Source organism: Paracoccus sp. MA (assembly GCF_020990385.1).
Lineage (GTDB): Bacteria > Pseudomonadota > Alphaproteobacteria > Rhodobacterales > Rhodobacteraceae > Paracoccus.
On sequence record NZ_CP087598.1, the window covers coordinates 1,082,907 to 1,108,916 of the forward strand.

At 68.2% G+C, this 26,010-nt stretch carries 21 protein-coding genes; 13 read left to right on the forward strand and 8 right to left on the reverse strand.

Features of this window, described 5'->3' with window-relative positions; all coding sequences use genetic code 11:
* Positions 1–8: 8 nt before the first annotated feature.
* Positions 9–1,211: a ubiquinol oxidase subunit II gene (gene cyoA / locus LOS78_RS12460; RefSeq protein ID WP_230378426.1), complete on the reverse strand. Its 1,203-nt coding sequence runs from the start codon at positions 1,209–1,211 to the stop codon at positions 9–11.
* A gap of 231 nt (positions 1,212–1,442) precedes the next feature.
* On the opposite strand from cyoA, the gene LOS78_RS12465 reads away from it, so the two are divergent.
* Positions 1,443–2,771, forward strand: a complete 1,329-nt coding sequence (locus LOS78_RS12465; protein WP_230378427.1) for an MFS transporter — start codon at positions 1,443–1,445, stop codon at positions 2,769–2,771.
* Between the two features lie 28 nt (positions 2,772–2,799).
* Here the strand turns inward: LOS78_RS12465 and LOS78_RS12470 are convergent, their stop codons facing one another.
* Both LOS78_RS12470 and tpa read right to left on the reverse strand, forming a co-directional pair.
* Positions 2,800–4,266 (reverse strand): PLP-dependent aminotransferase family protein, encoded by a 1,467-nt coding sequence (locus LOS78_RS12470; protein ID WP_028716626.1) that lies wholly within the window; start codon positions 4,264–4,266, stop codon positions 2,800–2,802.
* A 62-nt stretch (positions 4,267–4,328) separates the two neighbouring features.
* Positions 4,329–5,708, reverse strand: a complete 1,380-nt coding sequence (gene tpa / locus LOS78_RS12475; protein WP_230378428.1) for a hypotaurine--pyruvate aminotransferase Tpa — start codon at positions 5,706–5,708, stop codon at positions 4,329–4,331.
* A 329-nt stretch (positions 5,709–6,037) separates the two neighbouring features.
* On the opposite strand from tpa, the gene LOS78_RS12480 reads away from it, so the two are divergent.
* The 8 genes from LOS78_RS12480 to LOS78_RS12515 all read left to right on the forward strand — a co-directional run bounded on the left by LOS78_RS12480 (position 6,038) and on the right by LOS78_RS12515 (position 14,142).
* The gene (locus LOS78_RS12480; RefSeq protein WP_028712176.1) at positions 6,038–7,249 is read left to right on the forward strand and encodes an ABC transporter substrate-binding protein; all 1,212 of its coding nucleotides are present in this window, start codon (positions 6,038–6,040) and stop codon (positions 7,247–7,249) included.
* Between the two features lie 65 nt (positions 7,250–7,314).
* Positions 7,315–8,169, forward strand: a complete 855-nt coding sequence (locus tag LOS78_RS12485; RefSeq protein WP_082657992.1) for a branched-chain amino acid ABC transporter permease — start codon at positions 7,315–7,317, stop codon at positions 8,167–8,169.
* 2 nt (positions 8,170–8,171) lie between these two features.
* Positions 8,172–9,143 (forward strand): branched-chain amino acid ABC transporter permease, encoded by a 972-nt coding sequence (locus tag LOS78_RS12490; protein WP_230378429.1) that lies wholly within the window; start codon positions 8,172–8,174, stop codon positions 9,141–9,143.
* A gap of 1 nt (position 9,144) precedes the next feature.
* Positions 9,145–9,912 (forward strand): ABC transporter ATP-binding protein, encoded by a 768-nt coding sequence (locus LOS78_RS12495; protein WP_230378430.1) that lies wholly within the window; start codon positions 9,145–9,147, stop codon positions 9,910–9,912.
* Positions 9,909–10,613: an ABC transporter ATP-binding protein gene (locus tag LOS78_RS12500; protein ID WP_028712172.1), complete on the forward strand. Its 705-nt coding sequence runs from the start codon at positions 9,909–9,911 to the stop codon at positions 10,611–10,613. Before LOS78_RS12495 ends, LOS78_RS12500 begins: the two co-directional genes overlap by 4 nt.
* A gap of 9 nt (positions 10,614–10,622) precedes the next feature.
* Positions 10,623–11,882 carry a Zn-dependent hydrolase gene (locus LOS78_RS12505; protein WP_230378431.1) on the forward strand — a complete coding sequence of 420 codons (1,260 nt, stop codon included), beginning with the start codon at positions 10,623–10,625 and terminating at the stop codon, positions 11,880–11,882.
* A complete protein-coding gene (locus tag LOS78_RS12510; protein ID WP_230378432.1) occupies positions 11,879–13,363 on the forward strand; it encodes a M81 family metallopeptidase in 1,485 nt (494 codons plus the stop codon). The genes LOS78_RS12505 and LOS78_RS12510 overlap by 4 nt, the downstream gene beginning before the upstream one ends.
* Before the next feature lie 8 nt (positions 13,364–13,371).
* Complete coding sequence (locus tag LOS78_RS12515) at positions 13,372–14,142, forward strand: FadR/GntR family transcriptional regulator (RefSeq protein ID WP_230378433.1); 771 nt, start codon at positions 13,372–13,374, stop codon at positions 14,140–14,142.
* Positions 14,143–14,201: 59 nt separating this feature from the next.
* On the opposite strand, the gene ssb is transcribed toward LOS78_RS12515, so the two are convergent.
* Entirely contained in the window at positions 14,202–14,702 is a 501-nt protein-coding gene (gene ssb / locus LOS78_RS12520) for a single-stranded DNA-binding protein (RefSeq protein ID WP_028712168.1), read from the reverse strand.
* Positions 14,703–14,916: 214 nt separating this feature from the next.
* On the opposite strand from ssb, the gene LOS78_RS12525 reads away from it, so the two are divergent.
* Positions 14,917–15,564, forward strand: coding sequence for a lytic transglycosylase domain-containing protein (locus LOS78_RS12525; RefSeq protein ID WP_028712167.1), 648 nt, complete (start codon positions 14,917–14,919; stop codon positions 15,562–15,564).
* Between the two features lie 58 nt (positions 15,565–15,622).
* Here LOS78_RS12525 and LOS78_RS12530 read toward each other — a convergent pair whose 3' ends face one another.
* Positions 15,623–16,192, reverse strand: coding sequence for a YSC84-related protein (locus tag LOS78_RS12530; RefSeq protein ID WP_198019317.1), 570 nt, complete (start codon positions 16,190–16,192; stop codon positions 15,623–15,625).
* An 88-nt stretch (positions 16,193–16,280) separates the two neighbouring features.
* Positions 16,281–17,279: a porphobilinogen synthase gene (gene hemB, locus LOS78_RS12535; RefSeq protein ID WP_230378434.1), complete on the reverse strand. Its 999-nt coding sequence runs from the start codon at positions 17,277–17,279 to the stop codon at positions 16,281–16,283.
* Between the two features lie 161 nt (positions 17,280–17,440).
* On the opposite strand from hemB, the gene LOS78_RS12540 reads away from it, so the two are divergent.
* Together LOS78_RS12540 and mfd are read left to right on the forward strand one after the other, a co-directional pair.
* The gene (locus LOS78_RS12540) at positions 17,441–18,007 is read left to right on the forward strand and encodes a hypothetical protein (protein WP_230378435.1); all 567 of its coding nucleotides are present in this window, start codon (positions 17,441–17,443) and stop codon (positions 18,005–18,007) included.
* A 42-nt stretch (positions 18,008–18,049) separates the two neighbouring features.
* Positions 18,050–21,514, forward strand: a complete 3,465-nt coding sequence (mfd, locus tag LOS78_RS12545; protein ID WP_230378436.1) for a transcription-repair coupling factor — start codon at positions 18,050–18,052, stop codon at positions 21,512–21,514.
* 162 nt (positions 21,515–21,676) lie between these two features.
* On the opposite strand, the gene clpA is transcribed toward mfd, so the two are convergent.
* Both clpA and gloB read right to left on the reverse strand, forming a co-directional pair.
* Positions 21,677–23,998: an ATP-dependent Clp protease ATP-binding subunit ClpA gene (gene clpA / locus LOS78_RS12550; RefSeq protein ID WP_028712162.1), complete on the reverse strand. Its 2,322-nt coding sequence runs from the start codon at positions 23,996–23,998 to the stop codon at positions 21,677–21,679.
* Between the two features lie 262 nt (positions 23,999–24,260).
* Entirely contained in the window at positions 24,261–25,007 is a 747-nt protein-coding gene (gene gloB, locus LOS78_RS12555) for a hydroxyacylglutathione hydrolase (protein WP_028712161.1), read from the reverse strand.
* A 51-nt stretch (positions 25,008–25,058) separates the two neighbouring features.
* On the opposite strand from gloB, the gene LOS78_RS12560 reads away from it, so the two are divergent.
* A complete protein-coding gene (locus tag LOS78_RS12560) occupies positions 25,059–25,841 on the forward strand; it encodes a methyltransferase domain-containing protein (protein WP_230378437.1) in 783 nt (260 codons plus the stop codon).
* Positions 25,842–26,010: the final 169 nt, after the last annotated feature.

The following is a 26,010-nucleotide window of genomic DNA, read 5'->3' on the forward strand; positions in this document are numbered from 1 at the left end:
GCGTCCGATCAGAAGTTCCGCGCCCGGCCCTCGGTCGGGTCCAGCAGCGTGACGGCATTGTCTTGCGAAGGGGCGAAGGGCCCTTTCGGCGGCACCAGCGCATGGCCGCGCAGCGGGGCCGTGTCCAGCGGCGCGCGGGCCAGCTCGGGCGATTGGCCGAACATCAGCGCCGAATCCTCGGGCGTGCAGAACGAGGCGACCTGGAACGGCTCCCAGCCCAGCACCGGCGCGCGGGTGCCGCGGCGCTGATGCTTGTCATAGGTCAGCTGGGTCATGTTCATGGTGCCGGCCAGCCCGGTGCCGCCCTGCGCGTCCAGCGCCATCATCTCGGCCATGCAGATCTTGCCCGGCTCGACGCACATGTTGACGATGCGCTGGAACAGCTGCGGATCGACCTCGGCGAAGGACATCGGCGGCACGTTCTCGCTGGGCGCCTCCAGTTCCAGGTAGCGCGGGCGGTCCAGCGTGCCGCCCGAGGCCCGCGCCTTCTCGACCCAGGCGTCGAATCCCGCCTCGTCGGTGGCCAGTGCCTTGAAATGCATGCCCGAAAAGCCGTGCCCCGAGTAATGCGAGGCGATGCCCTTGTATTCGCCGGGATGGTTGAAGACGCCGTTCAGCTTGGTCTCCATCCCCGGCATGGCATAGATCATCCCGGCCATCGCCGGAATGTAGAAGGCGTTCATCACCGAGGTCGAGGTCAGGGTGAACGCGACCGGGCGATCCACCGGCACCGCCATCTCGTTGACCGAGGCGATGCCCTGCTCGGGATAGATGAACAGCCATTTCCAGTCCATCGCCACCACCTGCACCGGCAGGGGCCTGTGCTCTTCGGTCACCGGCCGGTCAGAGGCGATGCGGTCCAGCGGCCGGTAGGGGTCCAGAAGATGCGTGCCGACCCAGGTCAGCGCGCCCAGGGTGATGATGATCAGCAGCGGCGCCGCCCAGATGACGAATTCCAGCTTGGTCGAATGGTCCCAGTCCGGGCGGTAGACCGCGTCCCTGTTCCTTTCGCGGTAGCGGCGGGCGAAGACCACGGTCAGCACCATCACCGGCACGATGATCAGCAGCATCAGCAGGGTCGAGATCACCAGAAGGTCGCGCTGGCGCGCGGCGATGTCGCCTGCCGGGGCCAGGACCTCGGCCTTGCAGGCGGCAAGGGGAAGCAGAAGGGCAAGCCATGGCAGGCGGGCGAATGTTCGTTTATGGGTCATGGAACGATCCGAGGTCCGTGAAGCGTCGAGGCAGACGGCGGGAAAGGGGGCCGAGTCGCGGATGCGCGGCACGATATCAGGTTAGTTACCTTGACCTGGATCAAATCGGTATGCGACGATTTGCCGTATGCTTTTTGCCCCCCGCTTGCGGCAGCAATAGGGACGGAAATGCCGCGGCGGGCTTGGTCCATGCGCGGTGCGGATCTGGATCGGATCGGATTCTTCGGGAACATGAGCACAACCTCCTCCATGCCCGCCGGGCAAGCCGCGCAATCGCCCGCCTCGCCGGGGCGTCACAAGGTCTCGCCCTCGGATATCGCCGTGGGCGTCATCATCGGGCGCACCTCGGAATTCTTCGATTTCTTCGTCTTCGCCATCGCCTCGGTGATCGTCTTTCCGCAGCGGATCTTTCCCTTCACCGATCCGCTGACCGGGACGCTGTTGTCCTTCGCGCTGCTGGCGCTGGCCTTCGTCGCCCGGCCGCTGGGCAGCGCGCTGTTCATGAGCATCGACCGCCGCCACGGCCGCGTCACCAAGCTGACCGCGGCGCTGTTCCTGATGGGGACCGCCACCGTGGCCATGGGCCTGATCCCCAGCTACGAGAATGTCGGCGGCTGGGCCGTGATCATCCTGGCCGTGCTGCGCATCGCGCAGGGCCTGGCACTGGGAGGGGCCTGGGACGGCATGCCCGCGCTTCTGGCGCTGACCGCGCCGCGCAGCCGCCGCGGCTTTTACGCCATGGTGCCGCAGCTGGGCGCGCCGATCGGGCTGATCGTCGCCACGCTGCTTTTCGCCTATCTGGCGGCCAACCTGACGGCGCAGGATTTCCTGGACTGGGGCTGGCGCTATCCGTTCTTCGTCGCCTTCTCGGTCAATGTCGTGGCGCTGTTCGCGCGGCTGCGCATCGTCGCCACCGAGGAATTCGCCGAGCTCTTCGAATCGCGCGAGCTGCAGCCGACCCGCATCGGCAGGACCCTGCGCGAGGATGGCGGCGCCATCCTGCTCGGCATCTTCGTGCCGCTGGCCAGCTTTGCCATGTTCCACATGGTCACGGTCTATCCGCTGTCCTGGATCTTTCTTTACACCAACGAGACGCTGCTGAGCTTCCTGATCATCGAGGCCGTGGCCGCGACCGGCGGCATCGCCGCCATCCTGCTGTCGGGCTGGCTGGCCGACCGCATCGGCCGGCGGCGCCTGCTGCTGATCGGGGCGCTGCTGATCGCCGGCTTCGCCGTGCTCGCGCCGCTGCTGCTGTCGGCGGGCAAGACCGGCGAGGTGGTCTACATGATCGTCGGCTTCTTCATCCTGGGCCTCAGCTTCGGGCAAAGCTCGGGCGCGGTCGCCTCGCTGTTCGAGGCGCGCAACCGCTATACCGGCTCGGCCATCGTCTCGGACCTGGCCTGGATGTTCGGCGCCGGCTTCGCGCCGCTGACGGCGCTGCTGCTCTCGACCTGGCTGGGCCTGCCGGCGGCGGGGCTGTATCTGCTGTCGGGCGCGGTCTGCTCGACCATCGCCATCCTGCTGTCGGGCCGGCTGGATTTCCGCGACGCCGGAACCTGAGATCCGGCGGGCGGAGCCGGCGCCCCCCCTATCCCGCCATCTCGCGCAGCGCATCGCCGATGCGGCGGATGCCCTCGGGGATGCGCTCGGCCGAGATCGAGGAATAGGCGAGGCGATAGAAGCCGCTGCCGCGACCGGGAGAGGCGAAGAACGGCGCCCCCGGCTCGATCAGCACCTCGCGCGTCTTGAGCCGGGCCGCAAGCGCGGCCGAATCCACCCCCTCGGGCGTTGCCAGCCAGAAACTCGACCCGCCGGTCGCCCCGGGCGAGGCGAGGCGCAGCCCCTCGCGCGCGATGGCGGCCAGCATCACCTCGCGCCGCCGGGCATAGGCGCGGCGCATGCGGTTGGCCTGCGCGTCGTAATGGCCCAGCGACAGGAAATGCGCCAGCGTGCGCTGCATGTGGCCGGGCGGGTGGCGCAGCACCATGCCGCGCAGCGCCCGCGCCTCGGCGATGAAACGGGGATCGGCCACGACATAGCCCAGCCGCACGCCTGGAAAGACCGATTTCGAGAAGGAGCCGATATAGATCACCGCCCCGGCCCGGTCGATGGCCTTGAGCGCGGGCGAAGGCGCGCCGGCGAAGGACATCTCGAATTCGTAATCGTCCTCGACCACCGCGAAGCCCTGCGCCTGGGCGCGGGCCAGCAGTTCCTTGCGCCGGGCCAGCGGCATGGTGGAATTGGTCGGGCATTGGTGGCTGGCGGTGGTGAAGACCGCGGCGATGCCGGGCGGGATGGCGTCGGGCGGCAGGCCGCGCGCATCGACCGGGACCGGCAGGATGCGGGCGCGGCTGGCCAGCAGGATCTCGCGCTGGCCGGGATAGGAGGGATCCTCGACCGCGCAGGAGGTGCCGGGGCGCAAGAGCAGCTGCGCCACCAGCCACAGCGCGTTCTGCGCCCCCATGGTCAGCAGGATCTCGTCGCGCCCGGCGCTGATGCCGCGCCGGGGCAGGATCTGGCGGGCGATGTGATCGACCAGCTCCGGGTCGTCGGCATCGTAGAGATCGCCGGTGACGGAATCGAATTCGCGCCGGCCCAAGGTGCGCATGGCGCAGTCGCGCCAGGCGGCATGGTCGACCAGCGCCGGATCGGCCTGGCCATAGACGAAGGGATAGGCGAAGCGGCGCCAGTCGCGCTCGCGATCCGTGCGGGCCGCGCGGGCGAAACGGCCTTCCAGCTGGCTGTCCCAGTCGAAGCGCGGCGTGTCCGGGGCGGGGGGCTCGGCCTCCAGCCGCCGCTCGATGCCGTCCGAGATGTAATGGCCCGAGCGGTCGCGGCTGGCCAGGTAATCGGTCGAGACGAGCTCCGCGAAGGCCTGCGCCACGGTCACCCGCGCCACGCCCAGATGCCGGGCCAGCGCCCGGGTCGAGGGCAGTTTCTCGCCCGCGCGGAAGCGGCCGGCGGTTACCGCGGCGATGATCTGGCGGCGCAGCTGCACCTGCAGGGGCAGGCCGGCGGCATGGTCCAGGAAGAAGGCGTCGGGGGGAATCGGCATGGGGTGATCCGCGGCGGCTGACGGGGTCCATCAGTTCCCCGAATGCCGCCGCGGATCAAGGGTCAGGCAAAGACCTTGGTCAGGGCGTTGTCGATGGCATCGGTGATGCGGTCGATGTCGTCGGCCGTGGCGATCAGCGCCGGCGACAGGCAAAGCGTGTTGTTGAAGCCGGGCAGCGAGCGGTTGGTCGCGCCGATGATGACGCCCTGCGCAAGGCAGTCAGCCACGACGGCCTGCACCTTCTTCTCGTCCATCGGCTCTTTCGTGGCGCGGTCCGAGACCAGCTCGGCGCCGCAGAACAGGCCCTTGCCGCGCACGTCGCCGATGACCTTGTGCTTTTCCATCAGCGCGTTGAGGTTCGCCAGCGTGCGCTCGCCCATGGCGACGGTGTTGTCGAGCAGGCCCTCGTCCTCGATGATGCGCATGTTCTCGATCGCCGCCACCGGCCCCGAGGTGCAGCCGCCGAAGGTCGAGATGTCGCGGAAGAAGCTCATGCCGTCCTCGGGCGCGTCCTTGAACATCTCGAAGACGCGTTCGGTGGTGACGGTGCAGGAGATCGCCGCATAGCCCGAGGCGACGCCCTTGGCCATGGTGACGAAATCCGGCTCGATCCCGTATTGCTGATAGCCGAACCAGGTGCCGGTGCGGCCAAGCCCGCAGACCACCTCGTCGATATGCAGCAGGATGTCGTATTTGCGGCAGATCTCCTGCACGCGTTGCCAATAGCCTTCGGGCGGGGTGATGACGCCGCCGCCGGCCGTCACCGGCTCCAGCACGAGGCAACCCACGGTATCGGGGCCTTCGCGCAGGATCACCTCCTCGATGGCGTCGGCGGCGCGCTCGCCATAGTTTTCCACGTCCCATTGCTTGCGGTATTCAAGGCAATGCGGCACGCGCACGAAGCCGTCGGGGAAGGGACCGTAGGCGATGGCGCGCTGGTCCTGGCCGCTGGTCGCCAGCGTGCCGATGGTGGTGCCGTGATAGTCGCGGTCGCGATAGAGGATCTTCCATTTCTTGCCGCCATGGTGGCGCGCCGCGATCTGGCGCACCATCTTGTAGACCTTCTCGTTCGCCTCGGAGCCCGAGTTCGAGTAATAGACCCGGGTCATGCCCGGCATCTTCTCGATCAGCTTTCGGGCGAAGACGGCGCCCGGCACGGTGCCGGCGGCGCCTGCGTAATAGTTCAGCTTGACCAGCTGGTCGCGGATCGCATTGGCGATGCTTTCGCGGCCGTAGCCCACGTTCACGGTCCAGACGCCGCCCGAGACGGCATCGAGGAACTCGCGCCCGGTGGCGTCCCACAGCCGCATGCCCTTGCCCTCGACGAAGACGCGCGGGTCGATGGTCTCATACTGCTTGTGCTGGCTGAGGTGGTGCCAGACATGGGCGCGGTCGGCGGCCACCACATGCGACATGTCGTTGGGGTTCAGATCGAGCGTCATGGCCGGACTCCTGCGCAAAGGGGTTTTCTTCTGACTGCGCCCGAACGCGGCAAAGCGATAGAGCCAGATTGTGCCAATACATGGGGCCAGTTTGGCGAGCCTGGGCCGAATCGGATGCGGTGGCAGGCCCTTGTCGCGCATTTCCACGCGGCCGCTTTTGCGGATGCGAAAGTATTGCTGCGTCGCAGAAACAGTTAACAGATTGATTTAAAACTGAAATATTTAGAGCGCAAGGCGAGACCGCTTATAGACAGATAATCATATCTATCCGTATAGTTTTGAAAGTTGCCTCCCAAGAACCAATGCAACGCCAACAACAGGGTTTGCTCATGCTCAATCGTCGCCGTTTCCTGACCACATCCACGCTGGCCGCGGCCTCGCTCGCCGCGCCGGGGCTTGTCACCCGCGCCCTTGCCCAGGGCGAGGCGCTGAAGATCGGCGTGCCGGTGCCGATCTCGGGCGCCTTCGCGGCCAACGGCAAATTCGCCACCATCGGCGCGGTGATGGCCGCCGAAGAGGTCGCGGCCGCGCATGGCGTGCAGGTCTCGACCCTCGACCTCGATACCGAGGGAAAGCCCGCGACCGCGGTGCGCAAGGTGCAGGATGCGCTGGCGCAGGACGGGGTGAAGCTGTTCGCGGGCGGCATCCTCTCGTCGGAATCGCTGGCCATGGGCAAGGAGGTCGAGCGCGGCGGCGGCGCCTTCATGACCACCGCCGGCGCCGACGAGATCACCGGCGTCGATTGCAATAAGGCCACTTTCCGCTGGTCGGTGCCGACCTATGGCGCCATCAACGAAACCGTGCGCCCGATCATCGACGCGCTGCCCGATGCCAAGAAATGGTATACGATCACCCCGCAATATGTCTTTGGCGACGGGCTGCTGAACGCCGCCAAGGATGTGTTCGCGGAAAAGGGCATCGAGCATGTCGGCAACAGCTACCATTCGCTGACCGACAAGGAATTTTCCGGCTACCTGACCAATGCCATCGCCGCGCAGCCCGACGTGCTCTTGCTGCTGAACTTCGGCGCGCAAAGCTCGGACACGCTGCGGCAGGCGGTCAGCTTTGGCCTCAAGCAGCGCATGACCATCGTCGTCGCCTGGGCCTCGGGGCTGGAGCAGTTCGAGGCGCTGGGGCCGGATATCTGCGAAGGCGTCTATTTCGGCGCGCAATACTGGCACGGCGCCGATTCGGCGCTGAACCGCGAGCTGGTCGCCAAGGTGCAGGAAAAGCACGGCTTCAACCCGAACTATTCCTTTGCCGGTTCTTATATCTGCGCGAAACTGCTGCTGGAGGCGGCGGTCAAGGCCGGCTCGCCGGATGGGGCGGGCGTCGCCGCGGCGCTGAACGGGCTGAAATACCAGGGCCTGACCGGCGAGGAAGAGATCCGCGCCGCCGACCACCAGGTCATCAAGGACTACTACCTGCTCAAGGGCAAGGCCAAGGCCGACATGGCCGACAAGGACGATTACGCCGAGATCATCAGCGCCGGCAAATCCTTCCTTGCGCCAGAGGATGCCGGCTGCGCCATGCCCGCCTGATTCCCCGCCTCCCCGCGCGATTGCGGTCGCGCGGGACCTTTTCGCCCGGTTTTAGGGAGAAGCCCGTGATCTACCTTTTCCAGGTTCTGAACGGCATCGGTCTGGGGATGCTGTATTTCCTGCTCGCCGTCGGCCTCAGCGTCATCTTCGGCCTGTTGCAGTTCGTGAACTTCGCCCATGGCGCCTTCTACCTGCTGGGCGCCTATCTGACCTATGACCTGACCATGCGCGGCTTCAGCTTCTGGGCCGCCATGCCGCTGGCCACGCTGATCGTCGCCGGCCTTGCCGCGCTGATCGAGGCGGTGCTGCTGCATCGCATCTACAAGCTGCCGCATACCTTCCACATCCTGGTGACGGTCGGCCTGGCGCTGGTCGTGCAGGAACTGGTCATCATCGCCTGGGGGCCGCTGGGCGGCTCGGTGCCGGCGCCTGAGGGGCTGCAGGGCGTCGTGATCCTGGGCGATTTCATCTATCCGCAATACCGGCTCTTCACCATCGGCTTCACCGCCGTTCTGGCCGGGCTGCTGTGGTGGCTGCTGGAGGGCACGCGGCTGGGCGCCATCGTGCGCGGCGGGTCCGAGTCGCCGGCGAACATGGCGCTGCTGGGCTACAACACGCTGCGCATCAACACCGCCGTCTTCGGTTTCGGCGCCGGGCTGGCCGGGCTTGCGGGCGCGCTGGCCGCGCCGATCCGCGGCGTCGAGCCCTTCATGGGGATCGAGGCGCTGTCGGTGGCCTTCGTCGTCGTCGTGATCGGCGGCATGGGCAGCTATACCGGCGCGCTGGTCGCGGGCCTGCTGGTCGGGGTGGTGCAAAGCGTCATGACCACGCTCTGGCCCGAGGGCGCGCGGCTGATGATCTATGTCGGCATGGCGCTGGTCATCGCGCTGATGCCCCGCGGCCTGTTGGGGAGGGCATGAGCATGAACCCGCTGGACAAACCCTATGCGCAGCTGGCGCTGGCGCTGCTGACCGTGCTGGTCCTGCCGCTGTTCCTGAAATCCGGGATCCTCGCGACCGAGATCCTGATCTTCGCCATGGTCGTCGCGGCCTGCAACCTGCTGCTGGGCTATACGGGCCTGCTGTCCTTCGGGCAGGGCATCTTCTTCGGCATCGGCACCTATGTCGCGGGCATCTGCCTGACGCGCTGGCAGGTCCCGGTGCCCCTGGTGCTGGCCGGCGCGGCGGTGCTGGGCGCGGCCGCGGCCACGCTGGTCGGCTGGCTGTCGATCCGCCGGCAGGGGGTCTATTTCGTCATGCTGACGCTGGCCTTTTCGCAGCTGTTCTATTTCGTCGCCTATACGTTCAGCGGCGTGACCGGCGGCGACAACGGGCTGCTGGGCGTGCCGCGCCCCTCGGTCGGCGGCACGGCGCTGAACGCGCCCTGGTCCTATTACACCTTCGTCGCCATCTGCTTCGTGGCGGTCTTTGCGATCCTGGTCATGGTCACGCAATCGACCTTCGGCCGCACCCTGCTGGCGATCCGCGAGAACGAGGGGCGGGCGGCCGCCATCGGCTTCCCGACCAAGCTGTTCAAGCTTGAGGCTTTCGCGATCTCGGGCGCGGTCACGGCCTTCGGCGGCGCGCTGCACGCGATGCTGATCGGCGTCGCGCCCTTGTCGAACATCGAATACCACACCAGCGAGCTGATCCTGATCATGACCATCATCGGCGGCAGCTCCAGCCTCTTCGGCTCGGTGCTGGGGGCGGGGTTCTACCTGCTGCTGGCCGATGCGCTGTCCACCGTCTGGCCGCGCTGGCTGCTGCTTCTGGGCCTGGTGCTGGTCACGGTGGCGCTGTTCCTGCAGCGCGGGCTCTGGGGGCTGGTCGAGCGGGGCTACGACCTGGCCTTCCGCCGCGAGCGCGCGCCCGAAACCCCGGCCGAGGAGCATTGAGATGACCGACATCGCCTTGCAGACCCGCGGCCTTGGGGTCAAATACGGCACCTTCCACGCGCTGGCCGAGGTGGACCTGCAGATCCGCCGCAACTCGGTCCATTCGATCATCGGGCCGAACGGGGCGGGCAAGACCACGCTGTTCCACGCGCTGACCGGGCGGGTGCGGGCATCCTCGGGCCGGATCGAGCTGGACGGGCGCGACATCACCGACACCTCGGACGACGACCGGGTGCGGCTTGGCATCGCGCGCTCGTTTCAGGTCACAAGCCTGTTTCCCAACCTGGCCCTGCGCGAGAACCTGCGCCTTGCCGCCCAGGGCCGGACGCCCTGGCAGGCGCTGGCGCCCTGGCGGCGGGCGGAAGCCAATGCCGAGGCGCTGGCCATCGCCGATGAGGTGATCGAGCGTCTGGCGCTTGCCCGCGTGGCACGCCGGCTGGCGGGCGAGCTGTCGCATGGCCAGCAGCGCCGGCTGGAGGTCGGCATGGCCATGGCGGCGCGCCCGCGCGTCATCCTGCTGGACGAGCCGACCTCCGGCATGGGCATCGACGATATCGAGGCGATGAAACAGCTGATCCGCGACCTCGGCCGCGACCATACCGTGCTGTTCATCGAGCATAACATGGGCATCGTGATGAACATCTCGGACATGGTCACGGTGATGCGGCTGGGCCGCAAGCTGGTCGAGGGTCCGCCCGCGCAGGTCCGCGACGACCCCGAGGTGCAGCGCGCCTATCTGGGCAACATGATTACGGGGGACATCGCATGACCGCCGCGCTGAAACTGACCGACCTGCACGCCTATTATGGCAAGAGCCACATCCTGCAGGGCGTCACGCTGGAGGTCGGGCCGGGCGAGATCGTCACCCTGCTGGGCCGCAACGGCGCCGGCAAAAGCACGACGCTGAAGACCGCCGTGGGCCTGATCGCGCCGCGTCAGGGGCGCGTCGAACTGGCCGGCCGCGACGTCACCGGCCAGCCGGCGCATCGCATCGCCGCGGCGGGGCTGTCGCTGGTGCCCGAGGATCGCGGCATCTTCCAGCTGCTGACCGTCGAGGAGAACCTGCGCATCGCCGCGCGCCGCGGCTCGCCTTGGGCTTTGGCCGACATCTACCGCATCTTCCCGCGGCTGGAGGAGCGCAGGAAGAACGGCGGCGGCCAGCTTTCGGGGGGCGAGCAGCAGATGCTCTCGATCGCCCGGGCGCTGCTCAATGGCCCCAAGGTGCTGATGCTGGACGAGCCGGTCGAGGGCCTCGCCCCGATCATCGTCGAGGAGATCGTCGCCCAGATCCGCCTGATCCGCGAGGCCGGCGTGCCGATCCTGCTGGTCGAGCAGAACCTTGCCGTCTGCAGCCAGCTTGCCGACCGGCATTACATCCTGGAACTGGGCCGCATCGTGCATTGCGCCACGGCCGGGCAGTTCCGCAGCGACCCCGAGACCATCGACCGCTATCTGGGCGTCAAGGCGTAAGGAAAACCCATGTCCAACCTGAATATAGACGCTGCCCGGCTGTGGGACAGCCTGATGGAGACGGCGCAGATCGGGGCCACGCCCGATGGCGGCATCGCCCGCCTGACGCTTTCGGACGAGGATCGCCGCGTGCGCGACTGGCTGCGCGCCCAATGCGACGCGCTGGGGCTGGAGATGGTGGTGGACGAGGCCGGCAACATGTTCGCCACCCGTCCCGGTGCCCGCGCGGACCTGCCCGCCATCGCCATGGGCAGCCATCTGGATACCCAGCCCACGGGCGGCAAGTTCGACGGCGTGCTGGGGGTGTTGGCCGGGCTTGAGGTGCTGCGCACGCTCGACGCCGCCGGCTACCAGACCGAGGCGCCCTTGATGCTGGTCAACTGGACCAACGAGGAGGGCTCGCGCTTTTCGCCGGCCATGCTCGGCTCGGGCATCTGGGCCGGGGTCTACAGCCGCGACTATGGCGACGGGCGGGTGGACGCCCGCGGCGACAGCTTCGGCGCCAGCCTCGACCGCATCGGCTATCGCGGCGAGGCCAAGGCGGGGTCGGTCCGCTTCGGCGCCATGTTCGAGCTGCATATCGAGCAGGGCCCGATCCTCGAGGCCGAGGGCGCGCAGATCGGCGTGGTGCAGGGCATCCAGGGGATGCGCTGGTTCGACCTGACCCTGACCGGCACGGCGGCGCATACCGGCTCGACCCCGATGGGGATGCGCCGCAATGCGCTGCTGGGCATGGCGCGGGTGATCGAGGGCATCGACCGCATCGCCAAGGCGTATGAGGACGCGGTGGGCAGCATCGGCTTTCTGGAAATCGCCCCGAATTCGCATAACGTGATCCCCGGCCAGGTGCGCGCCACCATCGACCTGCGCCATCCTTCGGACGCGGTGCTGGATCGGATGCAGGCCGAGGTCGAGGAACTGGTGCGGGATGCCGCCCAAGCGGTCGGGCTGGAAAGCCGGCTGGAGCAGATCTCGCGCACCGCGCCGGTGGTTTTCGACGCCGAATGCATCGCCTCGGTCAGGGCGGGGGCGCAGGCGGCGGGCTATGCGACGCGCGACATCATCTCGGGCGCCGGCCATGACGCCGCCCATGCCGCAGCGGCGGCGCCGACGACGATGATCTTCGTGCCGTGCAAGGACGGGCTGAGCCACAATCCCGCGGAATCGACCCAGCCCGAGGAATGCGCCGCCGGCGCGCAGGTGCTGCTGGAGGCGGTTCTGGACTATGACCGCCGCATGGCCGAGGCCCGCAAGGAGGCCGCCGCATGACCCGCCTTGTCCTGGCCCGGCTGAACCACGAGACCAACAGCTTCTCGCCCGTCAAGACGCCGCTGGCCGCCTTCGCCCCGAAATGGGGCGAGGAGGCGCTGGCCGCGGCCGGGAACTATCCGGCCGCCATCGGCGCCTTCCACGCCTTCGCCCGCCGCATCGGCGCCGCGGTGGAGGTGCCGTTGATCGCCCATGCCATGCCCTCGGGGCCCGTCGAGGACGAGGCCTTCGAGGCCATGGCGCAGGCGATCCTCGCGGCGGTCGAGAAGGGTTGCGACGGCATTCTGCTGGATCTGCACGGCGCCATGGTCACCCGCAGCCATGACGATGGCGAGGGCGAGCTTCTGCGCCGGGTCCGCGCCGCCGCGCCGGGCGTGCCCATCGGCGTGGCGCTGGACCTGCATGGCAACATTACCCAAGCGATGCTGGAGCATTGCGACGTGATCGTCGGCTTCAAGACCTACCCGCATGTGGACATGGTCGAGACGGGCGAGCATGTGCTGCGCCTGTTCCAGCCGCTCCTCTCCGGCGCAGCGCGCCCGGCCATGGCGCTGTGCCATCCGCCGATGCTGGCGGCGACGCTGTGCATGAACACCACGACCGATTGCGCCATGACTGACCTGATCGCGCTGGCGCGGCGGGCCGAGGCGCGGCCGGGCGTGCAGGCGGTGACGGTCTTCGGCGGCTTTCCGATCTCGGACCTGGCCGAGACCGGCCTGTCCATCGTCACCGTCGCCGACACGCCCGAGCTTGCCCGCGAGGTCGCGCGGGAACTGGGCCGCGAGGCATGGCGGCGGCGCGCCGAATATGTCTATGCCGAGGAGCCTCTGGCGCAATCCATTGCCCGCGCCGCCGCACTGGCGGACGGTTCGGCGCCGGTGCTGCTGCTGGATCATGGCGACAATTGCATGTCGGGCGGCAGCTGCGACGTGATGGACGTGCTGGAGGCGCTGCTGGCCGCCGGCCATGACGGGATCATGGTCGGCCCGATTGCCGATCCCGAGACCGTGGCCCGGCTTTTCGCGGCGGGCGAGGGGGCCGAGGTCGAGATCCGGCTGGGCAACAAGACCCCGGCCGAGGGACTGCCCGCGCCGCGCCCGCCGCTGCGGCTGACGGGCCGGGTCGCGGCGCTGTCGGAGGGATGCTATCGCGTCTCCGGGCCGATCTATCACGGGCAGGAGCTGTCGATGGGCCGCGCCGCCGCCTTCGACACCGGCGCCGCCCGCATCGTCATCTGCGAGCAGCCGCACGAGCCGCTGGACCTGGGCTGTTTTTCCTGTGTGGGCCTCGACGCCGCGCAGGCGCGCTTCCTGCACCTGAAATCGCGCATGTATTGCCGCCCGGTCTTCGAGCCGCTTGCGCAAGCCGTGGTGGAATGCGCAAGCTCGGGCGTAACCGCTTCGGATTACGATCTGTTCGCTTTCAAAAAACTCGCCCGGCCCATATATCCGCTGGACCCCGGGACAATCTGGCAAGGCTGAAGGACCGCATGGATCAGGACGCGCCGGCAGGCAAGGAACGCAGGCTTACCCGCATCAAGCTGTCGGACCAGGTGGCCGAGGACATCCGCCGCCGCATCGCCCGCGACGGGTTGCTGCCCGGCGACCGCCTGCCGCACGAGCGCGCGCTGATGGAGCATTACGGCTGCTCGAAAGGCACCATCCGCGAGGCGCTGAAGGCGCTGGAGGTCGAGGGGCTGGTGCGCATGCTCTCGGGTCCGAACGGCGGGCCCGAGATCCAGCCCGCCTCGATCGACATCGTCACCCAGCAGCTGCGGCAATACCTGCATTTCCAGAAGATCGACTTCGCCCAGGTCTACGAGCTGCGCCAGTCGCTGGAGGTCAGCCTGGCCCGCAACGTCATCGGCAAGCTGACCGAGGCGCATTTCCGCCGCCTGGAAGAGAACATCCGCATTTGCGAAGCGGCGAACGCGGCGCAGGACCGCGCCGTGGTGCGCCGGGCCGAGACCGAGTTCCACGACATTCTCTGCGAGGCCTCGGACAACGTGATCCTGGTCTTCATGTGCCGCTTCCTGAACAGCATGCTGCGCGATCTGGTCAGCTATCGCAGCGAAAGCATGCGCGAGCACGAGATCTTCGGCGAGGCGAATATCGAAAGCCACCGGCAGCTGCTGGCCGCCTTCCGCGCCGAGGACGGCGATGCCGCCGCCCGGATCATGCACGATCACATGTGCTGCGCCGAAAGCTACATGCGCCGGCTGGATGCCTCGTTCCGCTCGGACCTGCTGAGCCGGTTCTGAAACGGAAAATCCCGGCCGCGAGGGGCCGGGATTCGTGGGACCGGATTTGGCATCCGCGATCAGAACGGGATGTCGTCGTCGAATTCGGGACGGTTCTGCGACTGCCCGCCGCCGGACGCGCTGCCGCCCGAGGAGGCGCCGCCGCCATAGCCGCCGCCCCCGTAGCTGCCGCCGCCATAGCCCTCGTCGCGGCCACCGCCGCCGGCGCCGCGGCCGTCAAGCATGTGCAGCTCGCTGCGGAAGGGGCGCAGGGCGACCTCGGTCGAATAGCGGTCGTTGCCGCTCTGGTCCTGCCATTTGCGGGTTTCCAGCTGGCCCTCGACATAAACCTTGGAGCCCTTTTTCAGATATTGCTCGGCCACGCGGACCAGCGGCTCGGAATAGATCGCCACCGTATGCCATTCCGTGCGCTCGCGCCGCTCGCCGGTATTGCGGTCCTTCCAGGTTTCGGACGTCGCGATGCGCAGGTTGGCAACCTTGCCGCCGCTGGGGAAGGTGCGGACTTCCGGGTCCTGACCCAGATTGCCGACCAGGATCACCTTGTTCACGCTGCCTGCCATGCTGCGGGTCCTTTTCGTTGGGGTTGTCTTGCGCGGAGGTGTAGCGCGGAGGCCCTGCTTAAGGTAGCGCGCCGGCGAGCGGAAGAGGATATCGGCGGAAATCCGCCGAAGATTCCGGCGTCGGCCGCGTCAAGGAATCCTCTTGCGGCGCCCGCCCGGCTTTGCGCTATAGTGCCGCACAAAAAAAGACGACGGCATGCATGAGGGACCAGAGATGCTTTCACGCAATCGGGCGATGCTGCGCCAGTTTGGCCGGGCCGCGATGGCCCTGACGATTTCGGCCGGGCTGGCCGTTCCCGCCGCGGCCGATGGGCTGCGGCTGCAGGCGAAAAGCGGCAAGTCGCGGCTGGCGCAGTTCGAGCGCCAGACCCGGCTGATGGATTCGCGCCTGGCCGGGCAATACCAGCAATCGGCGCGGCTGCGCCCAGGCGGCACCTCGACCAAGAGCGTGGTCGAGCTGGACCTGCCGACCGCAGTTCCCGCCTATAACGGCAACCGGCGCAGCCAGTATCTGCCCCATGCCCGCGCCATGGCCCGAAAGCACGGCATCCCCGAGGACCTGTTCCTGCGGCTGGTGCAGCAGGAATCGGGCTGGAACCCCTCGGCGCGCTCGCACAAGGGCGCGCGGGGGCTGGCGCAGCTGATGCCGGGCACCGCCGCCAAGCTGGGCGTCGATCCGAACGACCCGATCCAGAACCTGGAAGGCGGCGCGCGCTATCTGCGCATGATGTACAACACCTTCGGCAACTGGCGGCTGGCCCTGGCGGCCTATAACGCCGGGCCGGCGGCGGTGGCGAAATACGGCGGCGTGCCGCCCTATCGCGAGACGCGCAACTACGTGCGCATCATCCACGGCAGCTGAAGCACAAAAGGCCGGGCAGGGCGCCCGGCCTTTCCGATTCCGGCTGCGGGCCGCGGCCTCAGAAGGTCGAGGGGATGATGCGGGTGTATTTCGTCCCGGCGATCGAGGCGCCGGCCATCAGCCCGGACTGGCCGAAGACCATCGCCACCACCGGCTGCTGCGAGGTGATGGTGTCGGTGCCCATCGAGACGCCGCCGGCGGGCAGGGCGTAATAGGCCCCGGCCTCGGCCACCCAGCCGGGCGCCTTGCGGAAATCGGCCAGCGCCGCATCGGTCTGGAAGATCAGCACATGCGCATATTGCTGGGCGCCGATCTGCAGGCCGACACTGGCCTGGGTCGCTGAATAATAGTCCACCGTCACGTTGTTGATGCGCAGCGCGCCCTGGCCGTAGGCGCCGCCGACGCCGAATCCCGCCTCGGTCATCAGCGGCATGTAAAGCACGCCCTTGGCGTTCTGCACCATGGGCGCGACATTGGGATAGCTGCGCAGCAGGAAGTCCCGCGTCGCATCCACCCGCGCGTCCAGCCGCGAGGGCGCGTCCTGCCCGACCGCGTTCGAGCAGCCCGCAAGCCCCAGCGCCGCGCCGCCCAGCAGCAGGCCGCCCCGCAGCACAAGGCGCCGGCTCATCCCTCTGGAATTCATCATCTTTCGCCCTCGTTCCTGTTCGGCGGCTGGCCCGCCTGTCAAGGCGGCGATGATAAAGGACCGCCCGCCCTCATGCCAGCCTTTCGGCGATCTGCGGCGCGTAATAGGTCAGGATGCCGTCGCAGCCGGCGCGGCGGAAGGCGAGCAGGCTTTCGGCCACCACATCGCGCGACAGCCAGCCGTTGCGGATCGCGCCCTCGATCATCGCGTATTCGCCGCTGACCTGATAGGCGAAGGTCGGCGCCGCGAACTGGTCCCTGACCATGCGGCAGATGTCCAGATAGGGCATGCCGGGCTTGACCATGACCATGTCGGCGCCCTCGGAGAGGTCGCGGGCGACGCAGCGCATCGCCTCCTCGCGGTTCGCCGGGTTCACCTGATAGGTCTTCTTGTCGCCCACCAGCCGCCCCGAGGCGCCCACCGCGTCGCGGAACGGGCCATAGAAGCCGCTGGCGAATTTCGCCGCATAGGACAGGATCGCCACGTCCTTGTGGCCGTTCGCCTCCAGCAGGCCGCGCAAGGCGCCGATGCGCCCGTCCATCATGTCCGAGGGGCCCAGGATATCCGCCCCCGCCTCGGCCTGAACCAGCGCCATGCGGCCGAGCGCCTCGACCGTCTCGTCGTTCAGGATCACGCCGTCGCGCACCAGCCCGTCATGGCCGTTGGCGTTATAGGGGTCCAGCGCGACGTCGGTCATCACCGCCAGCTCGGGCGCGACCTGCTTGATGGCGCGGATGGCGCGGTTGCCGATGTTCTCGGGGTCCCAGGCGCGCTCGCAGCTCTCGGTCTTCAGGTCCGGATCGGAATGCGGAAAGATGCAGATCGCCGGGATGCCCAGCCGCATCGCGGTTTCCGCGGCGCGCTTCGCGCCGTCCAGCGTCAGCCGCTCGACCCCGGGCATCGAGGGGATCTCGCCCTCGCCGCCGGCGATCTCGGTCACGAAGATCGGCCAGATCAGGTTGGCGGGGGTCAGGTTCACCTCGGTCACCATGGCGCGCAGCGCCGGCGTGCGGCGCAGCCGGCGCAGGCGGGCGGCGGGGAAGGGGGCGGCGATCGGGGTCGGGGACATGGCGGGGCCTGTGGCTGCGGGGATCTGGACCCGAAACTGCACCCTGGGCCGGCAGCGTGCAACCCCCGTGGCGCCCTCCGCCGCCGGTGGTGGAAAATCGTGGTTTTCCTTTGCGTCACGCCCGGTTAGTTTGCCTGTCGCAACCGATGCAAGGAGAAGACGTGCTCCGACCCGAGGGAATCCTCGCCCTGCTGGACAGCCGATCCTTCGGCTCGATCTGGTTCTGGGTGATCCTGACTCTGGCCTGGACCATGGCGGGGCGACGCATTCTCGGCGTGCCCTCGGACGTGATCGCGGGGGCCATCGGCGCCGAGCCGGGCCCCGAGGACGATCCGGCGGCGCTGACGCTGCTCGACTGGCTGTCGCTGACCCTGCCGCGCTGGCGCGTCGACCGGCGCGAAGGCGCGATCCTCCTGGGGCTGGGCTCGTTCCTGCTGACGACGCTGGCCATCCTGGGCTTCGGCTACGGGCTTGAGATGGCGCAGGCGCTGGTGCTGCTGGTCCTGCCCTTCGCACTGCTTTTCGCGCTGGAACTGCGGCTGGCGCGGCGGCTGCGCGCGGTGCTGGCCCGCGCCGAGGTCGGCCAGCCGGTGAACGAGGCCGGGGCCGAGGCCGCGCGGCTGATGCGCCGCCACAGGGCGGTGATCGTGGCGATGTCGATCCTGGCCGTGGCGCTGACCGCCTTCTACGGCGCGGTCTGGATGATCGCGCATCCCTTCGGGTTCTGAACCGGTCTTGACTTCGCCCGTGCCGGCTTTACCTCGGGGCGCATGGCACCGCATCCCGAACACCTGATCCTGTCCGGCGCGCCCGAAGGCATGGACGCCGCGCTGGTCGCGCGCGAACTGGCTCGCGGCAATCCCGTCATCCACATCGCCCGCGACGACCGGCGCATGGCCGCGATGCGGGCGGCGCTGGGATTCTTCGCGCCAACGGCCGCGGTGCTGGAGTTTCCGGCCTGGGACACCACGCCCTATGACCGGGTCTCGCCCGCCGCCGGGGTGATGGCGGCGCGCATGGCGGTGCTGACGGCGCTGGCGCATGGCGCGCTGAAGGGACCCTTCGTGCTGCTGACCACGCTGTCGGCCGCGATGCAGCGCGTGCCCGCGCGCGAGGCGCTGCGCGACGCCGGATTCTCGGCCGCCGTGGGCGACCGCATGGACGAGGCCGCGTTGCGCGCCTTCCTGGCCCGCATGGGATTTTCCCAGGCCCCGACCGTGACCGAGCCCGGCGATTTCGCGGTCCGGGGCGGCATCATCGACATCTTCCCGCCCGGCGAATCCGGGCCGATCCGGCTGGACATGTTCGGCGACGTGTTAGAGGGCGCGCGCAGATTCGACGCGGAAACACAGCGTTCCATCGAAAAGCTCGACCGGATCGAGCTTGCGCCCATGTCCGAGGTGATCCTGGACGAAGCCGCCATCACCCGTTTTCGCCAGAACTACCGCGTGGAATACGGCGCCGCCGCCAACGATCCGCTTTACGAAGGCATCAGCGCCGGCCGCAAGATGGCGGGCATGGAGCATTGGCTGCCCTGGTTCCATGCCCGGCTGGAAAGCCTGTTCGACTACCTTCCCGACGCCTCGGTGGTGGCCGACGACCATCTGGACCAGGTCCGCGACGCGCGCTGGCACACGATCTCGGAACAGTTCGAGGCCCGGCGTGAGGCGCTGGCCCGCAAGGGGGGCACCGACACGGTCTATCGCCCGGTCCCGCCCGCCGAGATGTTCCCGGACGAGGCCGAATGGTCGCGCTGGCTGGCCGCGCATCGGGTGCTGCGCCTGTCGGTGCTGCCGCAGCCCCCCGGCCCCGGGGTGCTGGATGCCGGCGGCCGGGTCGGTCGTAGCTTCGCGCCCGAGCGGCAGGCCGAGAAGGGAAACCTTTTCAAGGCGCTCGCCGATCATATTCGAAGCCTTCAAGCTTCGCGCCGGGTGGTGATCGCCAGTTTCTCGGAAGGCGCGCGCGAACGGCTTGCCGGGCTGATCGCGGACGAGGGCATCAAGGGCGCCAAGCCCATCGCCGACCTGCGCGACCTGCCCGGCCAGCCCGGCGCGCTGGGTCTGGCAGTCTGGCCGCTGGAGGAGGGCTTCACCTCGGACGGCGCGGCGACCGGCGCGCTTGCGGTGATCTCGGAACAGGACGTGCTGGGCGACCGGCTGATCCGGGGCGCGAAACGGCGCCGCAAGGCCGAGAATTTCCTGCGCGACACCACCACGCTGACCCCCGGCGACCTGGTCGTGCATGTCGAGCACGGCATCGGCCGCTATACCGGGCTGGAAACCGTCAAGGCGCTTGGCGTGCCGCATGATTGCGTGGCGCTGGAATATGCCGGCGGCGACCGGCTTTACCTGCCGGTCGAGAATATCGAGCTGCTCAGCCGCTACGGGCATGAGGAGGGGCTGCTCGACAAGCTGGGCGGCGGCGCCTGGCAGGCGCGCAAGGCGCGGCTGAAGGAACGGATCAAGCTGATCGCCGACCGGCTGATGCGCGTCGCGGCCGAGCGTCTGCTGCGGCCCGCCCCGGTGCTGGAACCCGAGCATCACGAGATCGAAAGCTTCGCCGCCCGCTTTCCCTATGCCGAGACCGAGGACCAGGCCAGCGCCATCGCCGACGTGGCCGAGGATCTGGCCGCCGGCCGGCCGATGGACCGGCTGGTCGTTGGCGACGTGGGCTTCGGCAAGACCGAGGTCGCCATGCGCGCCGCCTTCATCGCCGCCTCGCAGGGCCGGCAGGTCGCGGTGGTGGCGCCGACCACGCTGCTGGCGCGCCAGCATTTCCGCACCTTCGCCGAGCGCTTCCGCGGCACCGCGATCAATGTCCGGCCGCTGTCGCGCTTCGTCTCGGCGAAAGACGCGGCCGAGACCCGCAAGGGCCTGGCCGAGGGCACGGTCGACATCGTCGTCGGCACCCATGCCGTGCTGTCGAAGCAGGTGCGGTTCAAGAATCTCGGGTTGCTGATCGTCGATGAGGAGCAGCATTTCGGCGTCGCCCACAAGGAGCGGCTGAAGGAGCTGCGCAGCGACATCCACGTCCTGACCCTGACCGCGACGCCGATCCCGCGGACCTTGCAACTGTCGCTGACCGGGGTGCGGGACCTGTCGATCATTGGCACGCCGCCGGTGGACCGGCTGTCGATCCGCACCTACGTATCGGAGTTCGACAGCGTGACCATCCGCGAGGCGCTGCTGCGCGAGAAATATCGCGGCGGGCAGAGCTTCTTCGTCGTCCCGCGCCTCTCGGACCTGCCCGAGGTCGAGGAGTGGCTGAAGGAACACGTCCCCGAGGTCAGCACCATCGTCGCCCATGGCCAGCTGGCGGCGGGCGACCTGGACCGGCGCATGAACGCCTTTTACGACCGAGGGGCGGATGTGCTGCTGGCGACGACCATCGTGGAATCGGGGCTGGATATTCCGACCGCGAACACCATGGTGGTCTGGCGCGCCGACATGTTCGGCCTGGCGCAGCTTTACCAGATCCGCGGCCGGGTGGGGCGTTCCAAGACCCGGGCCTATTGCTACCTGACCACCAAGCCGCGCGTGCCGCTGACGCCCCAGGCGATGCGGCGGCTGAAGTTCCTGGGTTCCATCGACAGCCTCGGCGCCGGCTTCAACCTCGCCTCGCAGGACCTGGACCTGCGCGGCGCCGGGAACCTGCTGGGCGAGGAACAGTCCGGCCATATCAAGGAGGTGGGCTTCGAGCTTTACCAGCAGATGCTGGAGGAGACCATCGCCAAGCTGAAATCCGGCGAGATCGAGGGCACGCCCGAGGACGAATGGGCACCGCAGCTGAACCTGGGCGTGCCGGTGACGATTCCCGAAAGCTATGTGCCCGACCTGGACGTGCGGCTGGGCCTTTATCGCCGGCTGGCCGAACTGACCACAAAGGTGGAGCTGGAAGGCTTCGCCGCCGAGTTGATCGACCGGTTCGGCCCGCTGCCGCGCGAGGTGAACACCCTTCTGCTGGTCATCCGCATCAAGGCCATGGCCAAGCGCGCGAACATCGCCAAGCTGGACGCGGGGCCGAAGGGCGCGACCATCCAGTTCCACGGCGACAAGTTCCCCAATCCGGCCGGGCTGGTCGAGTTCATCCACGACCAGCGCGGCCAGGCCAAGGTCACCGACAACCGGATCGTCGTCCTGCGCGACTGGCCGACGGATGCCGACCGCATCAAGGGCAGTTTCGCCATCGCCAAGGAACTGGCGGCGAAGATCAAGGAAGGCAAGGCGAAGGGCTGAGGCCGGCCTGGCTTTGGCGGACCGCGCGGGCTTTTTCCGCCGCACCGGGGGCGCCGCCCCCGGACCCCCGGGATATTTCGGCAAGAAAGAAGCAGGCGGTCGGCCGGGATGCGCAAGAAAAAGGCGGCGCGCGAGGCGCCGCCCCAAAGGCTTTGGGCGGTATCAGTCCGCCGTCAGCAGCGGCGGCTTGGAATTGCTGATCCTGGGCGTTTCGGGTCCGGTGATGTCGAAGACGGGCTTGTCGTCCTCAATCCTCACCCGGACCACGCCGCCCTTGGTCAGGCGGCCGAACAGAAGTTCCTCGGCCAGCGGTTTCTTGATCGATTCCTGGATCACCCGGCCCAGCGGGCGGGCGCCCATCTTCTCGTCATAGCCGCGTTCGGCCAGCCAGTCGGCGGCTTCCGGCGTCAGCTCGATATGCACGCCGCGGTCGATCAGCTGCGCCTCGAGCTGGAGGACGAACTTCTCGACCACCTGGACGATGATCTCGCGCGAGAGCGGCGCGAAGCTGATCACCGCATCCAGCCGGTTGCGGAATTCCGGCGTGAAGGTGCGCTCGATGGCGGCGGTATCCTCGCCCTCGCGGCGCTCGCGGCCGAAGCCGAAGGCGGCCTTGGCCTGGTCCGCCGCCCCCGCGTTCGAGGTCATGATCAGGATCACGTTGCGGAAATCCACCTGGCGGCCGTTATGGTCGGTGAGCTTGCCGTGGTCCATGACCTGCAGCAGGATGTTGTAGACATCCGGATGCGCCTTTTCGATCTCGTCCAGCAGCAGCACGCAATGCGGATGCTGGTCCACCCCGTCGGTCAGAAGCCCGCCCTGGTCGAAGCCCACATAGCCCGGAGGCGCGCCGATCAGCCGGCTGACCGCATGTTTCTCCATGTATTCGGACATGTCGAAACGCAGCAGCTCGACGCCGAGGGTCGCGGCCAGCTGCTTGGCGACCTCGGTCTTGCCGACGCCGGTGGGGCCGGCGAAGAGATAGTTGCCGATCGGCTTTTCCGGCTCGCGCAGTCCGGCCCGGGCCAGCTTGATCGCCGAGGACAACGCCTCGATCGCCGCATCCTGGCCGAAGACCAGGCGCTTGAGCGTCGCGTCGAGGTCCTTGAGCACCGCCGCATCGTCCTTGGAGACGCTTTTCGGCGGGATGCGGGCGATCTTGGCCACCACGGCCTCGATCTCCTTCGGGCCGATGGTCTTGCGGCGCTTGCTTTCGCTGACCAGATGCTGCGCCGCGCCGGCCTCGTCGATCACGTCGATGGCTTTGTCGGGCAGCTTGCGGTCGTGGATGTAGCGGGCCGAGAGCTCGACCGCCATCTTGATCGCGTCATTGGTATAGCGCAGATCGTGATGCTTTTCGAAGCTGGGCTTCAGCCCCATCAGGATCTTGATCGTGTCGGGCACGGTCGGCTCGTTCACGTCGATCTTCTGGAAGCGGCGCGACAGCGCGCGGTCCTTTTCGAAATGCTGGCGGAACTCCTTGTAGGTGGTCGAGCCCATGCAGCGCAGCTTGCCGCCGGCCAGCGCCGGCTTCAGCAGGTTCGAGGCGTCCATGGCGCCGCCCGAGGTGGCGCCGGCGCCGATCACGGTATGGATCTCGTCTATGAAGAGGATGGCGTCGGGATGCTCTTCCAGCTCCTTGACCACCGCTTTCAGCCGCTCCTCGAAATCGCCGCGATAGCGGGTGCCGGCCAGCAGCGCGCCCATGTCGAGCGAGAAGATGGTCGAGCCGGCCAGCACGTCCGGCGTCTCGCCGCGGGTGATCTTGAGCGCCAGGCCCTCGGCGATGGCGGTCTTGCCGACCCCCGGATCGCCGACCAGCAGCGGGTTGTTCTTGCGCCGGCGGCAGAGCACCTGGATGCAGCGCTCGACCTCGTCGGCGCGGCCGATCAGCGGATCGACATCGCCCTTGGAGGCCTTCTTGTTCAGGTTCACGCAATATTTCGCCAGCGCGGATTCGTCCTTGGCCTGCACCTGTTCGGCCTGGGCCTGTTCGCCCTGCTGCTCGGAGCCCTGCACCGGGCGGTTTTCCGAGAAGGACGGGTTCTTGGCGACGCCATGGGCGATGAAGTTCACCGCGTCGTAGCGGGTCATGTCCAGCTCTTGCAGGAAGAAGGCGGCGTTCGATTCCCGCTCGGCGAAGATGGCGACAAGGACATTGGCCCCCGTCACCTCGGTCCGCCCCGAGCTTTGGACATGGATCGCGGCGCGCTGGATCACGCGCTGGAATGCGGCGGTGGGGACGGCCTCGGAACCCTCGACATCGGTGATGAGGGTCGAAAGGTCGTCTTCGATGAACTCGACCAGCATCCGGCGCAACTCGTCCAGATCGACATTGCAGGCCCGCATTACCTTCACGGCATCGGGCTCCTCCGTCAGCGCGAGCAGCAGGTGCTCGAGCGTGGCAAGCTCATGGCGATGTTCGTTGGCCAGCGCAAGCGCGGCATGGATGGCCTGTTCCAACGAGGTCGAAAAGGACGGCACTTCAAGCTCCTGTCAGTCGGCTGGCGGTATGGGCCGCCAGATTTAGCGGTCCACCTGACCAGACTGTCACGATACAGTTAAGATTTGGTGGATTTGGCCGCAATTCAAGCGGTATTTGCTTTTACGCCTGCGGATTTTCCCGCGGTTGAGGCAGATGTGATATCCCCGTGGCCAGATTTCAAGCAGATGGTCCGGCGCAGGCGACCGGCCGCGCGCGGGGCCGGCCTGCCGCCGAATAATCTTGCCGCGTTGCAGAAATGGTTCAGAATCGGTCCTTCCTGGCGCGCAGCTCGGCAAAGACCCGGGCATCGGTTTCCCCGGACAATCCAAGGGAATCAGCAAGTTCCGCGACTCGCAGGAAGGGATTCGTCGCCCGTTCCTCGGCCAGGGTCGAGGGCGCGCAGGGCCGGGCGCCCGAGGCGGTTTCGGCCAGTCTTTTCTGCAGCGCGGCATTGTCGGGATCGACCGAAAGGGCGAAGGCGCCATTGCCGCGGCAATAATCGTGGCCCGAGCAGACCAGCGTCTCGGCCGGCAGCGCATTCAGCCGCGACAGCGAGGCCCACATCATTTCCGCATCGCCCTCGAACAGCCGGCCGCAGCCGAGCGCCATCAGGCTGTCGGCGGTGAAGACCATGGCCGAGCCCGGCAGGTGGAAGGCGACATGGCCGACGGTATGGCCGGAGACGTCGAGGACCTCGGCCGTCTCGCCGCACAGGGCGAAACGCTCGCCGGGGCGGACCGGGCGGTCCAGCGGCGGCAGGCGGGCGGCGTCATCGGCATTGCCGATCACCTGCGCGCCGGTTTTCCCGACCAGCTCGGGCACGGCCTGGATGTGGTCGGCATGGTGATGGGTCAGCGCGATCTGGTCCAGCGACCAGCCACGCGCCTGCAGCTCCTGCAGGATGGGCGCGGCCTCGGGCGCATCGACCAGCGCCGTCTGCCCGTTTCCGTGCAGCAGCCAGGCATAGTTGTCGGTCAGGCAGCGGACGGGAACCAGCTCCAGCGGCATTGGCAAACTCCTCTCTTTGCCGCAGTCTGGCCCCGGGAGGCCGGAGGCGCAATGCATCACGACGTGTTCGAGCTGCGGAAATTCTACTACACCCGCGCCCTGGGCCGGGTGGTGCAGCGCGTGCTGCGCGACCGGCTGACGGCGCTGTGGCCGCCGGAGCAGACGCAGGGCATGACGGTCGCCGGCTTCGGCTTCGCCGCGCCGCTGATGCGGCCCTATCTGGCGCGGGCGCGGCGGGTGGTTTCGCTGATGCCGGGGCCGCAGGGGGTGATGGCCTGGCCGGCCGGGATGCCGAACTGCTCGGTGCTGTGCGAGGAGACGGCCTGGCCGCTGGATACCGGCAGCGTCGACCGGCTGGTGCTGCTGCATGCGCTGGAGACGGCGGACCATCCGGCGGTGCTGCTGGACGAGGCCTGGCGTGTCTTGGGGCCGGGGGGGCGGATGCTGGCCATGGTGCCGAACCGGGCCGGGCTCTGGGCACGGTCCGAGTCCACGCCCTTCGGCCTTGGCCGCAGCTATACGGCGGGCCAGCTCGAGGTGCAGGCGCGCGCCGCCGGCTTCGTCACCGAACGCACGGGCGCGGCGCTCTACATCCCGCCCTCGGACCGCCGCTTCTGGCTGAAAAGCGCGCAGATGTGGGAGCGGGCCGGCCTGCGCATCAGCCAGGTGCTGGTGGCGGGGGTGGTGCTGACCGAGTTTTCCAAGCAGGTGCAGGCGCCGGTCGGGCCCGGACGGCGTGTCAGCGTGCCAAGCCCGCTCGACGTTCTGGAGGGGATCGCCCGGCCGCGGCCGGCGGGGCAGGGCGCAGGACGCACGGCCCGGGATCCCGGCTGACGGGGCCGGCGCTGCTCGGGTTCCGGGCGAATCCCGGGGGGTTGGGCAGGGGGCGGCGAATCCTGTTCGCGCGCCGGCCGGGCCGCGGGCCCGGTTCCGGCGGCTGCGGCGCGCCGAGGCGCAGCTGCGCGGGCCCGCCTCGGTGCCTTTCGGACACGACGGGATGGGA

Bases quoted from the DNA above. Each gene is read 5' to 3' on its own strand.
- mfd (WP_230378436.1), top strand. From the start codon at position 18,050: ATGGCACCGCATCCCGAACACCTGATCCTGTCCGGCGCGCCCGAAGGC.
- LOS78_RS12530 (WP_198019317.1), bottom strand. From the start codon at position 16,192: ATGAGCCGGCGCCTTGTGCTGCGGGGCGGCCTGCTGCTGGGCGGCGCG.
- hemB (WP_230378434.1), bottom strand. From the start codon at position 17,279: ATGTCCCCGACCCCGATCGCCGCCCCCTTCCCCGCCGCCCGCCTGCGC.
- LOS78_RS12510 (WP_230378432.1), top strand. From the start codon at position 11,879: ATGACCCGCCTTGTCCTGGCCCGGCTGAACCACGAGACCAACAGCTTC.
- LOS78_RS12525 (WP_028712167.1), top strand. From the start codon at position 14,917: ATGCTTTCACGCAATCGGGCGATGCTGCGCCAGTTTGGCCGGGCCGCG.
- tpa (WP_230378428.1), bottom strand. From the start codon at position 5,708: ATGACGCTCGATCTGAACCCCAACGACATGTCGCATGTGGTGGCCGCC.
- LOS78_RS12490 (WP_230378429.1), top strand. From the start codon at position 8,172: ATGAACCCGCTGGACAAACCCTATGCGCAGCTGGCGCTGGCGCTGCTG.
- LOS78_RS12495 (WP_230378430.1), top strand. From the start codon at position 9,145: ATGACCGACATCGCCTTGCAGACCCGCGGCCTTGGGGTCAAATACGGC.
- LOS78_RS12500 (WP_028712172.1), top strand. From the start codon at position 9,909: ATGACCGCCGCGCTGAAACTGACCGACCTGCACGCCTATTATGGCAAG.
- LOS78_RS12465 (WP_230378427.1), top strand. From the start codon at position 1,443: ATGAGCACAACCTCCTCCATGCCCGCCGGGCAAGCCGCGCAATCGCCC.
- LOS78_RS12505 (WP_230378431.1), top strand. From the start codon at position 10,623: ATGTCCAACCTGAATATAGACGCTGCCCGGCTGTGGGACAGCCTGATG.
- ssb (WP_028712168.1), bottom strand. From the start codon at position 14,702: ATGGCAGGCAGCGTGAACAAGGTGATCCTGGTCGGCAATCTGGGTCAG.
- gloB (WP_028712161.1), bottom strand. From the start codon at position 25,007: ATGCCGCTGGAGCTGGTTCCCGTCCGCTGCCTGACCGACAACTATGCC.
- LOS78_RS12515 (WP_230378433.1), top strand. From the start codon at position 13,372: ATGGATCAGGACGCGCCGGCAGGCAAGGAACGCAGGCTTACCCGCATC.
- LOS78_RS12480 (WP_028712176.1), top strand. From the start codon at position 6,038: ATGCTCAATCGTCGCCGTTTCCTGACCACATCCACGCTGGCCGCGGCC.
- cyoA (WP_230378426.1), bottom strand. From the start codon at position 1,211: ATGACCCATAAACGAACATTCGCCCGCCTGCCATGGCTTGCCCTTCTG.
- LOS78_RS12560 (WP_230378437.1), top strand. From the start codon at position 25,059: ATGCATCACGACGTGTTCGAGCTGCGGAAATTCTACTACACCCGCGCC.
- LOS78_RS12470 (WP_028716626.1), bottom strand. From the start codon at position 4,266: ATGCCGATTCCCCCCGACGCCTTCTTCCTGGACCATGCCGCCGGCCTG.